Annotated in this window: 15 protein-coding genes; 5 read left to right on the top strand and 10 right to left on the bottom strand. The window is 41.0% G+C overall.

Annotated elements, in window-relative coordinates:
- Positions 1–2: 2 nt before the first annotated feature.
- Positions 3–665, bottom strand: coding sequence for a TetR/AcrR family transcriptional regulator (locus tag EHQ64_RS07080; protein WP_135648767.1), 663 nt, complete (start codon positions 663–665; stop codon positions 3–5).
- A gap of 150 nt (positions 666–815) precedes the next feature.
- On the opposite strand from EHQ64_RS07080, the gene EHQ64_RS07075 reads away from it, so the two are divergent.
- Genes EHQ64_RS07075 through EHQ64_RS07065 form a run of 3 tightly spaced genes read left to right on the top strand, consistent with a single transcriptional unit; the run spans position 816 to position 3,622 of the window.
- Complete coding sequence (locus tag EHQ64_RS07075; RefSeq protein ID WP_135648766.1) at positions 816–2,282, top strand: aspartate aminotransferase family protein; 1,467 nt, start codon at positions 816–818, stop codon at positions 2,280–2,282.
- Positions 2,283–2,312: 30 nt separating this feature from the next.
- A complete protein-coding gene (locus EHQ64_RS07070; RefSeq protein ID WP_135648765.1) occupies positions 2,313–2,969 on the top strand; it encodes a class II aldolase/adducin family protein in 657 nt (218 codons plus the stop codon).
- Positions 2,966–3,622, top strand: coding sequence for a class II aldolase/adducin family protein (locus tag EHQ64_RS07065; RefSeq protein WP_135648764.1), 657 nt, complete (start codon positions 2,966–2,968; stop codon positions 3,620–3,622). Before EHQ64_RS07070 ends, EHQ64_RS07065 begins: the two co-directional genes overlap by 4 nt.
- 26 nt (positions 3,623–3,648) lie before the next feature.
- Here the strand turns inward: EHQ64_RS07065 and EHQ64_RS07060 are convergent, their stop codons facing one another.
- The gene (locus tag EHQ64_RS07060) at positions 3,649–4,149 is read right to left on the bottom strand and encodes an LIC10604 family protein (protein ID WP_135648763.1); all 501 of its coding nucleotides are present in this window, start codon (positions 4,147–4,149) and stop codon (positions 3,649–3,651) included.
- A 189-nt stretch (positions 4,150–4,338) separates the two neighbouring features.
- Between EHQ64_RS07060 and EHQ64_RS07055 the strand changes: the two genes are divergently transcribed.
- Both EHQ64_RS07055 and EHQ64_RS07050 read left to right on the top strand, forming a co-directional pair.
- On the top strand, positions 4,339–6,411 hold the full coding sequence (locus EHQ64_RS07055) for a cellulase family glycosylhydrolase (RefSeq protein WP_135648762.1): 2,073 nt from the start codon (positions 4,339–4,341) through the stop codon (positions 6,409–6,411).
- A 200-nt stretch (positions 6,412–6,611) separates the two neighbouring features.
- Complete coding sequence (locus EHQ64_RS07050; protein WP_135648761.1) at positions 6,612–8,597, top strand: PP2C family protein-serine/threonine phosphatase; 1,986 nt, start codon at positions 6,612–6,614, stop codon at positions 8,595–8,597.
- A gap of 121 nt (positions 8,598–8,718) precedes the next feature.
- On the opposite strand, the gene rplQ is transcribed toward EHQ64_RS07050, so the two are convergent.
- Genes rplQ through EHQ64_RS07010 form a run of 8 tightly spaced genes read right to left on the bottom strand, consistent with a single transcriptional unit; the run spans position 8,719 to position 12,643 of the window.
- Entirely contained in the window at positions 8,719–9,309 is a 591-nt protein-coding gene (rplQ, locus tag EHQ64_RS07045; protein WP_135648760.1) for a 50S ribosomal protein L17, read from the bottom strand.
- A gap of 1 nt (position 9,310) precedes the next feature.
- A complete protein-coding gene (locus tag EHQ64_RS07040; RefSeq protein WP_135585953.1) occupies positions 9,311–10,288 on the bottom strand; it encodes a DNA-directed RNA polymerase subunit alpha in 978 nt (325 codons plus the stop codon).
- Positions 10,289–10,310: 22 nt separating this feature from the next.
- On the bottom strand, positions 10,311–10,934 hold the full coding sequence (rpsD, locus tag EHQ64_RS07035) for a 30S ribosomal protein S4 (RefSeq protein WP_020770429.1): 624 nt from the start codon (positions 10,932–10,934) through the stop codon (positions 10,311–10,313).
- A gap of 12 nt (positions 10,935–10,946) precedes the next feature.
- On the bottom strand, positions 10,947–11,354 hold the full coding sequence (rpsK, locus tag EHQ64_RS07030; protein ID WP_016547062.1) for a 30S ribosomal protein S11: 408 nt from the start codon (positions 11,352–11,354) through the stop codon (positions 10,947–10,949).
- Positions 11,355–11,356: 2 nt separating this feature from the next.
- On the bottom strand, positions 11,357–11,734 hold the full coding sequence (gene rpsM / locus EHQ64_RS07025) for a 30S ribosomal protein S13 (RefSeq protein WP_135648759.1): 378 nt from the start codon (positions 11,732–11,734) through the stop codon (positions 11,357–11,359).
- 2 nt (positions 11,735–11,736) lie between these two features.
- The gene (gene rpmJ / locus EHQ64_RS07020; protein ID WP_008594142.1) at positions 11,737–11,850 is read right to left on the bottom strand and encodes a 50S ribosomal protein L36; all 114 of its coding nucleotides are present in this window, start codon (positions 11,848–11,850) and stop codon (positions 11,737–11,739) included.
- Positions 11,851–11,859: 9 nt separating this feature from the next.
- A complete protein-coding gene (gene infA / locus EHQ64_RS07015; RefSeq protein WP_008595303.1) occupies positions 11,860–12,078 on the bottom strand; it encodes a translation initiation factor IF-1 in 219 nt (72 codons plus the stop codon).
- 1 nt (position 12,079) lies between these two features.
- The gene (locus EHQ64_RS07010; RefSeq protein ID WP_135648758.1) at positions 12,080–12,643 is read right to left on the bottom strand and encodes an adenylate kinase; all 564 of its coding nucleotides are present in this window, start codon (positions 12,641–12,643) and stop codon (positions 12,080–12,082) included.
- Positions 12,644–12,647: the final 4 nt, after the last annotated feature.

Raw genomic sequence — 12,647 nt, 5'->3', positions numbered from 1 at the left:
TTTTACTTCTTCTCTAATGCCTTACGAATAAAGGACATGATCCCCTTTACAACCTTCTCGTCATTATCGAAATCTTTTCCAAGATAAACCTTCATTCTTTCCCGATAATATTCGGTAGCATAAGAAAACTGAAGGATCATAAAAAGATTATCTATGCAGAATGCGAAAATTTTCTCGTCCACATCCTTCCCTACAATCCCGGACTTCTTAGCGTCCGAAAGTAAAGAAGTATAGACCTTAGCAGAAACACTTTCCATACCTGAGGAAAGTCCCCTGACAAGTTCAGAGTTTCCTTCTGCAGTAATTTCGTTATATAAACGAATGATATCGCGATTTTCCCTGGAATGTTTTTGAATGATGCGCAAGATCCTTTCTATTTTACCGAAAAGATCGCTATCTTCACCCAAAACTTCTTCCAAAGTTTTTTCCAACTGATGGATCCCATACCCAACTGCGGTTAAGAAAAAGTCTTCCTTGGTATCGAAATATTTATATAAGGAACCGACGCTGATCCCTGCTTTTTTAGCGATAATATTTGTGTTCGCATTATTGAAGCCGCGGTTTGCGAATTCAGCGATCGCGACCGAAAGTATTCTGGTCCTTTTTTCTTCCGGAATCTTATCGAAGGTCTCTCGATTGTATTTTGAAGAGGTAAATTCGGCCACAGTCCTTCCCTACGTATTACTACCTGAACGATCCCATCCCTTAGGAATACGGAAAATTTTCCCGAAAGGATCTTTTCTATATTTTCTAGTTGACAGTGAGTGAGCATTCACTCACTGTCAACCTATATTCCGTAAAAAAAGGAAAAAGATATGTCTACCGGCTTCGCAATCAGCAAATACCCAGATGTAAAAGAGACTTATAAGCAGCTAAAAGAACTCATTAGCCAGCCAATTCGCTCCATTCGGAAGGACGAAATGGAAAAATACCTTCAAGAGTATTACGAGAAGAAATGTAAGAAGTCCAAAACAATGATTGCAGAGGCTTCAGAATATATTCCTGGCGGAGTGCAGCACAATTTAGCTTTCAATTATCCGTTTCCTCTTGTTTTCACAAAAGCTTCCGGAGCGCATCTATTCGACCTCGATGGGAATAAATACATAGACTTCCTCCAAGCAGGAGGTCCTACAGTTTTAGGAAGTAATCCAAGTAGCGTTCGCAAAAAAGTAGTTCATCTATTAGAGACGACCGGTCCTGTTACCGGATTATTCCATGAATACGAATTAAAATTGGCGGAGAAGATCGTAGAACATATGCCTTCCGTCCAAATGTTCCGTATGTTAGGCTCCGGAACAGAAGCATGTATGGCTTCTATTCGTGTAGCAAGACTTGCTACCAAAAAGAAAAATATAGTTAAGATGGGTGGAGCGTATCATGGCTGGAGTGACCAGCTCGCTTACGGTCTTAGGCTTCCTGGAACCAGACATTTCGAATCTCATGGGATCCCAAAACATGTTTTCAAATATACCCAAGAGTTCTATCCAAATGATCTAAATGCATTAGAAAGAACCTTAAAAAGAAATCGTTGGAGAGGGGGCACTGCTGCAGTAATCCTAGAACCAATCGGTCCTGAAAGTGGAACTCGTCCGATCGATATGAATTTCAACCAAGGTGTTAGAGAACTTTGTGATAAATACGGAGCATTATTGATCTTTGATGAGGTTGTAACTGCATTCCGTGTCGGACTAAGCGGAGCTCAAGGTTATTATGGAGTCACTCCCGATCTTACAGTATTCGGTAAGGTAGTTGCTGGAGGATATCCTTCTGCCGGCGGTTTAGGCGGTAAGAAAGAATATATGAAGTATCTTTCTGCAGGTCTTCAAACAGGGGTGAAGAAGGCGCTAATCGGTGGAACCATGGCTGCAAATCCATTGAGTTCCGCTGCTGGATATTATACTCTTCTGGAAATCGAAAAACAAAAGGCCTGCGAAAAGGCAGGAAGAGCTGGAGATAGAATTACTGCTGGTTTACAAAAACTAATTAAGAAGTATAATCTTCCTTTCGTAGCCTTCAACCAAGGTTCGATCTGCCACTTAGAAACTGTAGGAACAATGCTTTTAGAGATCGATATCAAAAAATTCTGGAAGATCAAGTCCACGATCAAAGAGGCCCATTTGCGTAAAAAGGCAATGGAAGAAATGGGAGCGGCATATATGGCAGAAGGTATCGTTACCTTGGCGGGAAGTCGTTTGTATACAAGCGCTGCAGATACGGATGCAGTAATTGATGATGCTTTAAAAAGATTCGAAAGGGTGTTTCAGAAAGTCGAAGGTGTATAACCCTTCGTTCGCCGAATAGGAGAAGAGAACATGGAAATTAGTAAGGCAAAAAAGATCGTCCGAGATACCGGGATCAGACTTTTGAAGTCCGGACTCATTGCAAGAACTTGGGGAAATATCAGCCAAAGAATAGACGCGGACTATTTTGCGATCACTCCAACAGGAAGAACTTACGAAGACTTAACTCCGGAAGAAATTGTACAGGTGAATCTTCACGATCTTACTCATATCGGTAAGATCAAACCTTCTTATGAGAAAGGACTTCATTCTGCAGCTTACAAACTTCGTCCAGATATCGGTGCTGTCATTCATACTCACCAACTTCAAGCTGCTGTTGTTGCTGCTGCAAGAAAGGATGTGCCTGTATTAAATCCTCAGATGAAAAAGATCATCGGAGGTCCTGTTCTTTGCACTGACTACTCCCTTCCAGGAACTAAAAAGCTGATCAAAATGGCGATCGAGGCACTGAATAAATCCGGAAGTAAAGCAGTACTATTAGCAAATCATGGAACTCTTTGCGTAGGAAGAGATATGGAAGACGCCTTCCAAGTCGCTCTGGAATTAGAGAGGGTCTGTCAGTTATTTATAGAAAAAGAATTTTTGAAAGTTTCCGGATACAAAAAAGGAGATAGAGATTCTATTCGCTCTTGGTATCTGAAAAACTTTGGGTTGGTAAAATCCGCATGAAAGCACCAGATAGCCCAATCGATCTTCAGAAGTTCCTCCCTCAATTGGTGAAAGAAGGTATCCTTGCGAAAAACGGATGTGCAAGCGTTAAGATCGGCAAAAGTATTTGGATCACTCCTAAAAAATCCGATCTTGCTTTAATAGGAAAAAAGAATAAGAATGCTCTTTTAGAAATTCCTCTAGAAGCAAATCAAGTTTTTCCAAAGGATGTTCCGGAAGAAGCGATACAACATCTCTCCCTTTACTTAGCAAGACCTGAATTCAGCGTTATTATTCATTCGACCCAAGAGAATGTGACAACCTGCTCTATGGCAGGAACAACTGTCCGTCCTTTCTTGGATGATATGGCTCAGATCGTAGGACCAAATGCAAAAGTAGTTCCGAATCAAAAAGATGAAAAGGGATTAAAGAAGATCGTTTCTGCCATTAGCAGAAGGAATGCAGTGTATCTTCAAGACGCAGGAGCCTTATGTGCTCATAAAAGTTTAGATGATGTCCACGCTGTATGTATGGTTTTAGAAAAAGCGAGTAAAGCATTCGTTGAATCTAAAATTTTAGGCGGGGGCAAACCTGTGCCTTGGTTAGAAGCGGAAGCGATTCGTTTTGTCTATCAAAGAAAATATTCCAAGCAAGCGGAGAAGAACAGAGGCTAAATCTGTTCTTCTGAATCTTCTCTTAATCAATTAACTGAAGATCCCAACTTTTTAGAAAGATCCTCCAAATATGTTTTCATGGTTGCGTCGTGACCAAAAACAAATTTGGAAAGAAGTCTGAACAAAGGGTTCGTCACAAAACCTTTTTCGGTGATCTTCAATTTGGTAGATTGCCCATTTGAAGTCAGTTCGAATTCCCAACCTCCCCCAAAAGGAAGATCCTCACTCAGGATTTTTGTCCTTAAATATTGCGGTGACTTTTCCTCAATGATCCCAAAACGAATTTCATTTCCATGAGGATCCGATTCAGTCCAAAGGGTGTCAGATTCAACTTCCACAGAAGTTAATCCACTTCTCCAAGTTTTATATTCTCGAATATTACGAATGATCCTATAGATACTTTCTTGAGAAGAGGAAAAATCCTTTTCTACACTTGCCATATGATCCTTAGGAAGTAAATATCCTGAAAGTACGATCAATATTATTACAATGGCTACACTAAGTAAAATAACCCCGACCAATTTCATCAGATTCTCCTTTTAGTTCGATTAAGTGAGATATAAGTTTTCAAAAATGTTTTCAATTATAAAACAATTTCAAAAACCTTAATTAATGGAAATTTATTTCGTACTGCTAAAATTTATAAAGAAGATTAATTTTCTATTTTTACAAATATAACTTGGCCTACATTTCGAGAAAAAATACTTTCTTCGCCCATGAAGAGAATACAAAAATATATAATCAACCTAAGTGCTATCTGCCTTCTCGCCTGTTCTTCCGAAAAAAATAACTCCCATGAGTTGATAGTCCTCTTAAACAACGACAAGAGCGCGTCCTCGGTCTCCTCGGAATATTGGACAGCGGACCTCGAAGAGGATAATACTCCGCATGGTCTTGATTATGCAAACTCCGACTTAGAAAGAAAAATTTTCGTTGGATCTAAAACCTATAATGGAGTTACGGACAAAATTTTCTTAGACGGACTTGGTAGAGAGGTTTCCTTTAGAGGCTTTAATATCTCCGGGAATGTAAAACTCGCGCAACATGGTTTCAAAGCATTTGCAAACGATTCCGATGCCGAGACTGCGTTCACCCGATTGGGAAAAACCACAGGTTCCAATCTGATCAGATATACAATTGCTTGGGAAGGAGTACACCCTTCCGTGAATACCATCAATTATTCTTATTTGGACGCAGTTATCTCTCAGATCCGCAAGGCCACTGCCAAAAAAATGTATGTTTTAGTGGATTATCATCAGGATCTATTCTCCAGACATCTATTCAACAAGAACTCTTGGCATACCGGGAATGGAGCCCCTTCTTGGATCATTTCCGGAAGTTCTTACCCTTCCGAATATTGTGGAATTATATGTGCAACTTGGAGCCAGAACAATCTTACAAACGAAGCGGTGCGTAAAGGTTTTAGGAATTTCTGGAATAATGCATCTATATCAACTTCGTCCGGAACAAGATACGTTCAGACAGAGTATCTCTGGCAGATCGGCAAGGCCGCTGCTTATATTAAGGAAAGATTAAGTTCAGAAGATTTCGATTATATCGTGGGTTTGGATCCTTTTAATGAGCCTGTAGATGGAGGAATGGAAGGACTTAGCCCAGCTCAATGGGATAACCAGAAACTATGGCCCTTTTATAGAAAAGTAAGAGAAACCCTAACCCAAAACGGATGGGAAAACAAACTCGTATTTGCAGAACCGTTGGTATTCTGGAATACGAATATTGGGGTTCTCGCTCCTGCAACCGGGGGTGGATATCTAAGCACTCCACCGGGAGAAGGTTTCGCATTCAATTCTCATTTTTATGACGCGGCAAGAATGGGAACCGATCTCACAGGCATTGATAACGCTACTTATTTTAAATATCTGGATCAAATCCGCCAAGAAGCACGTTTCTTAAATATTCCGTCTTTCTTAAGTGAATTCGGTATGTGGCTAAAAGGTGTAGGAGCAAAGGACACTCCTAGAATGATCAATGCAGTCTACCAAGCAATGGAGATTTCAGATAAGGCTCAAACGACCAAGACCAGATTTGCGGACTTCTATAATCCGATCGTTTCCGGAACACAATGGCATTGGGATTATTATTACGACAAACATTCGGAATACATGAATGGAAACAGTTCCAAGTTGATTACAACAAAAGACGCATGGAATAACGAAGACTTCTCCGTTATTGGAAATTACGGAACCAGCTTTAATATGGATTATCATGTGATCCAACGGGCCTATGCAAGAAGGATCCAAGGAAGAGCGATTAGTTCACATTATAATGCAATAGGATACGATACTTGGAATAATGTATTTGCGTGGGCAGCGATCCGCACAACTGCAACAGGACCTAAGTATCTAGGAGATAAAAGATTTATCTTAGTTGTTTGGAAAGGGAGAAATTCTGCCGCGCCTACCGAGATTTACCTTCCTCCTCATTTTAATAAGAATGATATCGTATTAATTACAGAAAAACGGATTTATAATAAACAAACTCCTGGAATTCTTCTGCAAGAATCAAACGAGGTCATCCTAACGGATGACAGAAACAGAGAGAATGGGTCCGGTACTTTGGCATTAGTATGGGATGATCCAGATCCGGAAGAAGATCCGGATGCTTCTATTCATTATGCACTTATTGTAGACGGTCAAGGAACAACGTTTGATATCCAAACATTGCAGACGATCCAATCCGGATTAAACAATCGAGTCATTACCGAAAAGAAAAGTCCAATCTATCTTACTGGGAAAATGACTTACGGAGGTTATCCGGCCGAACAATAAAAGAAAGTTTTAAATTGCGAGATTGTTTTCAAAGGAGCCACTTACATTTCTCTTATTTTTTTCGTCTTAAGTATTTGGAGACGGAGTACTATTTTTACAAGTATCAAACAATTTGTAAAAAATTTGTGGATGATACGTCTGAAAATATATTCACTAATCCAAATACATTAAGGCGATTTCCATAAGAGGCCTATTCCGGGATGGAAGAAAAAAAAGAACTCATAACTGAGAGGATTATAGCCTCCGGTCCACTTACGATCAATCGGATTCGTTTTGGATTGGCTGGACTTTTCTTAGCCTCTCTCGCTGCATCTTGGACTCAAAGTTCTGCAGTACAAAATGCAGCGTATCTCATAGGAACGAGCTCTATGCTGGGCTACGCATTCTATAATTATTACTGTAATAAGAAATTCGGAATGATTCCTTCCATGGTTGGAAAGGTTTCGGTGATCGCAGATATCACGATCATATGTGTGGTCATGTTCGTAGCATCCTGGACGGATCGAAATATGGCGTCCGGAGTCATCCGCCAGATGGTTTTGTATGCGATCAATATGATCTTTATCGTATATTCAGTGCTCCTACTTTCTCCTACAGTAGCCAAACTTTCGGGAATCGTAAGTGTCGTAGGACAAGGGCTCGTAATCATCAACACTATATTCAGAGGAGTGGAATTCACAGAGGACGAACTAAAAGTGATCTCTCCTGGATACGCCTCTATCTCCGAACAAGCTTTAAAATTAGTATTCTTAGCCGTTGTTTCTTATATCACTCGAAGCGTGATATTGATCTTCCGCAGGATCGGTGCAGTGGAGGAAGAATACGCAAGCACTTTAGAGCAAAAAGTAGACGAGCGAACTACCGAAGTCACCAAAAGAATGGAAGAGATCCAGGCACTCAAAGTGCAACAGGACGGGGATTATTATCTCACTTCTCTTTTAAGTAAACCTCTAATGACGAATTGGAATACTTCCCAAGACGTTAGCACGATTTTCTATATAGAACAAAAGAAGAAGTTCACATTTAAAAATAGGGAATCCGAATTAGGAGGAGATATTTGTATTAGTGGAAATCTTCTTTTCGGCCCCGAAAGAGAAAAATGGAGTTTCTTCTTAAACGGCGACGCAATGGGAAAATCCCTACAGGGAGCAGGAGGAGCAATCGTACTCGGGACCGCAGTGAATAATATCATGTCCAGATCGGCGAGTCATGGAAGAACGATAGATATCACTCCCGAAGCCTGGCTGCTCCAAACACATAGAGAGCTGGACGAAATTTTTAAAACCTTTGACGGGACAATGATGGCATCCGCCATCTTCGGACTGATCCATGATAAGACGGGAAAATTATTTATCCTAAATGCGGAACACCCTTGGCCTGTATTATTCAGGGACGACAGATCTTCTTTCCTTGCTCCTGAACTTTCCGCTTGGAAATTAGGATCCCCTTTCGGTGCGAATATTAAAATTCATGAATCTTATCTTCAACCTGGAGATGTTCTATTTGTGGGTTCGGACGGTAGAGACGATATCAATATAAGTTCCGACGGGATCAATTGGAAGATGAACGAGGACGAAACACAATTCGTTCGTATCGTAGAAGAGGCTAAAGGAGATCTGGATCTAATTGCTGGAAAACTACATGGGGTAGGAGCAATCGCAGATGATCTTTCCTTGATCAGGATCGGTTATAAAGAGCTTATCGATCCGGAACATCCGAAGTATAACGACGCAGTAGCAAAGTACAACCAAGCGAAACAGCATATATCGAAAAAGGAAATCCCAATCGCAGTAGAACTTCTAGAATTTTCCTGGAACTTAGCTCCAAACTTTAAGGAATCAGCTAGACTCCTAGGACAAATTTATTACGATAAAAAAGAATTCTCAAAAGCATCCAAATGGTTGGAGCGTTATCTGAACCTGGATCCGGAATCCCATAATATTTGGTTTTTACTTTCCTTATGTTATAAACATATGAAGGATTTCAAACGTGCAGCGGATGCAGCGGAGAAGGTCCGTAATACTCAACCTCATCGCTTAGCAAATCTAATCAATCTTTCCGATAATTATAGACTTCTAAATCAATTCAAAGACGCTCGCTCCGTTTTGGAAAAAGCAAAAGAGTTGGATGGAGAAAGTGCTCTTGTGGAAAGATTGGACGAGTTCTTGAGATCTAGAGGGTTTTAAAAAAGGCCTTAATTTCTAACCTGTATAAAATAGAAATTTTCCAACTCCTACAAAATAAAAAACCCCGATGCTGTTTCCAACACCGGGGTCCACTATCTCCCATCTCTTAGGGGAAATTATATTATTTTTTCTTCTTTGGAGCAGCTTTCTTAACGGTCTTTTTAGGAGCCGCAGTCTTAGCTGGTTTTTTCTTCACTGCTTTTGGAGCCGCTTCCTTCTTAGGAGCTTTTTCTTTTTTCTCCGGAGCAGGAGCCGCCGCTTTTTCTTTTTTAGAGTCGGAAACCGCTTCTCTCTTATCTTTGATCTCTTTAATAAGAGTAGGACGATCTTTTCTAGCAGTTAATTCTAAGATACCTACTTCGGAATTATCAGAAGCACGGTTGATCTTTTTAAGAATTCTAGTGTATCCACCATTGGTGCTTGCATAACGAACTGCGATATCTTCAAAAAGTTTCGTAACGATGTTACGATCTTTTACTCTTTTTAATACTTCGCGTTTATTATGAAGAGCAACAGCAGGAGCGATATCGGTCGCAAGATTTCTTTTTGCTCTAGTGATGATCTTTTCTGCGTGAGAACGAACCACTTTCAGCTTCGCTTGAGTAGACTCGATCCTTTCGTATTTGAAAAGACTTGTGATCATGTTATTGATCAGAGCATCTCTATGACCTTTTTCGCGGTTGAGATGTTTTACTTTATTTCTTTTGTTCATATTAGAAATCTCTCATTCCGAACGAAAGTCCCAAACCAGCAAGTTTAGACTTCAGTTCTGCGAGACCTTGCTCGCTATAATGTTTAGATTTGGACATCTCTTCTTCGGATCTTTTTACTAGATCTCCTACGAAGTCGATTTCCAAACTACGAAGAACGTTCAAAGAGCGAACAGAAAGTTCCAACTCTTCCACATGTTTGGAAAGAGAAGCTTTTAACTTTTCGTCTGCTTCGTCTAGTTCGTCTTCTTCTTCCTCTAATTCTTCTTCGAAGTTGATGAATACAGTGAGGTGCTCTTTCAGGATTTTTGCAGCTTGTGCAACCGCATCTTCCGGAGAAATGGATCCGTCGGTCCAAACTTCCAAAGTAAGTTTTTCGTAATCGGATCTCTGAGCCACACGGGTCTCGGAAATCTCGAAGATCACTTTTTGAACCGGAGAGAAGATAGAGTCTATCGGGATAGTTCCAAGAACTTCGATATCCTTTTTCTTATCTTCTGCAGGAACGTATCCTCTTCCTCTTTGGATCTCAAGATCCAATACAAGGTTAGCATCTTCGTTCAAAGTCGCGATATGAAGATCAGGATTCATGATCTCGATAGAAGAATCTACAGCGAGATCACCTGCTCTGAAATATCCAGCGCCTTTCAATTCTAAGTGGATCACTTTACTTTGATCTTTGTCCTCAGGCTCGTATTTAATACGAACTTGTTTGAGGTTTAGAATGATACGAGTAACGTCTTCTGCGACTCCTTCGATATAGGAGAACTCATGATTCACTCCTTCGATACGAATAGCGGAAATAGCCGCTCCTTCGATGGAAGACATGAGAGTTCTACGAAGAGAGTTTCCGATCGTGGTCGCAAAACCGCGCTCGAAAGGTTCCGCTACGAATTTTCCGTAGTTCGGAGTGTTCGCTTCCGTAGTAAATTCGATCTTTTTGGGACGTTTAAATCCTTTGAGTAAACTTTTTAGAGACACTTGGAAACCCTTCCCAATAAAATTACTTGGAGTACAACTCCACGATCACCTGCTCTTTTACCGGAATGTCGACATGATGACGCTCTGGCAAAGACAGAATTTCTCCCGAGAACTGGATGAAATCGGAAGACACCCAAGAAGGAATATTATTTAGAGATTGAGCCAATTGAATATTCTGGGTAATAAAACCGGAAGTTCTGAATTTAGGTTTAATCTCGATCTTATCGCCTACTTTCAAACGGAAAGAAGGAATATCCACTTTCTCGCCATTCACCAGGATATGGTTATGAGCGATGAAGTTTCTTGCTTGGCGTCTGGTTACTGCGAATCCTAAACGATATACAACATTATCCAATCTTCTTTCAAGAAGTTGGAGAAGGATCTCACCGGTTACACCGTGTGCATGAGAAGCTTCTTCGTATAAGCTACGGAATTGTTTCTCTAACAGCCCGTATGCCCTTTTCAACTTCTGCTTTTCACGAAGCTGAGAACCATACTCGGAAACTTTCGGCTTCCTTTTTGGTTGCATACCAGGAGGTCCCTTTTTATGGAACTTATCTCTATTGAAAGTAAAACTGGATTTGAGGTAGAGGTTAACTCCCTCTCTCCTCATTAGTTTAACGACAGGTCCTCTATATCTTGCCATATTATTCCTACCTTAAACCCTTCTTCTCTTACGGGGACGACAGCCGTTATGTGGTAAAGGAGTTACGTCCTTGATCATTTTAATGGAAAGTCCTCTAGCAACTAAAGAACGGATAGCGGACTCACGTCCGATCCCTGGGCCGGAAACCAGAACATCAACTTCTGCTAAACCAGTGGAATCAATCGCCTTTTCAGCCGCATTTCCCGCAGCGATCTGAGCCGCATACGGAGTAGATTTTTTAGAACCGCGGAAACCCATCGCACCTGCAGTAGACCAAGCCAGAGTGTTACCAGCTAGGTCAGTGATAGTGATGATGGTATTGTTAAAAGAAGCAGTGATATAGACCTTACCGCGAGGTACGACCTTTTTTTCCTTCTTCTTAACCTTTTTCTCTTTTTTGCCTTTTTTATCTTCAGCCATGATTACTTAGTCACCTTCTTCTTATTGGCAACGGTCTTCTTCACACCCTTACGAGTACGAGCGTTAGTCCTGGTTCTTTGTCCACGAACAGGAAGACCTCTTCTATGACGCAGGCCTCTATAACATCCGATATCCATTAATCGTTTGATATTGAGTTGGTTTTCGGAGCGAAGATCTCCTTCTACCTTGATACTTTCTTCAATCGCTTTTCTGAGAGCAGCTTCTTGAGTGTCGGTTAGATCTTTCACTCTGACTGCTTCTTCAACTCCCGCTTTTGCGAGAAGTTTGCGAGAAGTGGATCGGCCGATTCCGTAAATATACGTTAGACCAACAACGATTCTTTTTTCCCTTGGAAGATCGATACCTGCGATACGAGCCATGATTATGCTTGCCTTTGCTTGTGTTTAGGGTTGGTGCAGATCACACGGATCACACCTTTTCTTCTGATAACTTTGCAGCTAGTGCAGATTTTTTTTACGGAAGTTCTTACTTTCATAACGTGTTCCTATTTTTTGCGGTAGGTAATTCTACCCTTGGTCAAATCGTAAGGAGAAAGTTCCACGGTGACTTTGTCGCCAGGGAGGATTCTGATATAATGCATTCTCATTTTACCGGAAATATGGGCTAAAACCTTATGCCCGTTTTCCAGCTCAACGCGGAACATTGCGTTTGGGAGAGGTTCCAAAACGGTACCGTCCACGGTGATTGCATCTTCTTTTGCCAAGTTAAGCTAACTCCTTCTCGATGAGCTTTGTAACTACATCCAGGTTCCCAACACCGTTTACACGGGAAAGATTACCTTTAGCAGCGTAGTAGTCCAGTAACGGAAGAGTCTTCTTGTTGTAAGTATCCAACCGACTCTTGATAGTTGTCTCGTTGTCGTCGGAACGACCTTCGATTTCCGCACGTTTCAATAAACGTTGTAGGAGTTCCTCATCAGGAACTTCCAAATTGATCGCTCTTTTGATCTTCAAACCTTCGGTGTTTAGGATCTTATCCAATGCATCCGCTTGTTCTACGGTTCTTGGAAATCCATCCAAAAGGAATCCGTTCTTACAATCAGGTTCTACTAAACGATCTTTGATAATGCCGATTACTACGGAGTCCGGAACTAAATCTCCGGCATCCATATACTTCTTTGCTTCCAATCCCATTTGAGTTCCGTTTTTCACGGCGGCTCTCAGGATATCTCCAGTGGAGATCTGAGGAATTCCCAAATTGTCGCAAAGAATTTTTGCCTGAGTGCCTTTACCTGCACCCGGTGGGCCCATGAAAATGATTGAATTCATTCTC

Source organism: Leptospira sarikeiensis (assembly GCF_004769615.1).
GTDB lineage: Bacteria > Spirochaetota > Leptospiria > Leptospirales > Leptospiraceae > Leptospira_B > Leptospira_B sarikeiensis.
Note: the sequence above shows the minus strand (reverse complement) of the source record. Positions and strands in the feature narration are given on the sequence as shown.

Bases quoted from the DNA above. Each gene is read 5' to 3' on its own strand.
- EHQ64_RS07075 (WP_135648766.1), top strand. From the start codon at position 816: ATGTCTACCGGCTTCGCAATCAGCAAATACCCAGATGTAAAAGAGACT.
- EHQ64_RS07070 (WP_135648765.1), top strand. From the start codon at position 2,313: ATGGAAATTAGTAAGGCAAAAAAGATCGTCCGAGATACCGGGATCAGA.
- EHQ64_RS07065 (WP_135648764.1), top strand. From the start codon at position 2,966: ATGAAAGCACCAGATAGCCCAATCGATCTTCAGAAGTTCCTCCCTCAA.
- EHQ64_RS07060 (WP_135648763.1), bottom strand. From the start codon at position 4,149: ATGAAATTGGTCGGGGTTATTTTACTTAGTGTAGCCATTGTAATAATA.
- EHQ64_RS07055 (WP_135648762.1), top strand. From the start codon at position 4,339: ATGAAGAGAATACAAAAATATATAATCAACCTAAGTGCTATCTGCCTT.
- EHQ64_RS07050 (WP_135648761.1), top strand. From the start codon at position 6,612: ATGGAAGAAAAAAAAGAACTCATAACTGAGAGGATTATAGCCTCCGGT.
- rplQ (WP_135648760.1), bottom strand. From the start codon at position 9,309: ATGAACAAAAGAAATAAAGTAAAACATCTCAACCGCGAAAAAGGTCAT.
- rpsD (WP_020770429.1), bottom strand. From the start codon at position 10,934: ATGGCAAGATATAGAGGACCTGTCGTTAAACTAATGAGGAGAGAGGGA.
- rpsK (WP_016547062.1), bottom strand. From the start codon at position 11,354: ATGGCTGAAGATAAAAAAGGCAAAAAAGAGAAAAAGGTTAAGAAGAAG.
- rpsM (WP_135648759.1), bottom strand. From the start codon at position 11,734: ATGGCTCGTATCGCAGGTATCGATCTTCCAAGGGAAAAAAGAATCGTT.
- rpmJ (WP_008594142.1), bottom strand. From the start codon at position 11,850: ATGAAAGTAAGAACTTCCGTAAAAAAAATCTGCACTAGCTGCAAAGTT.
- EHQ64_RS07010 (WP_135648758.1), bottom strand. From the start codon at position 12,643: ATGAATTCAATCATTTTCATGGGCCCACCGGGTGCAGGTAAAGGCACT.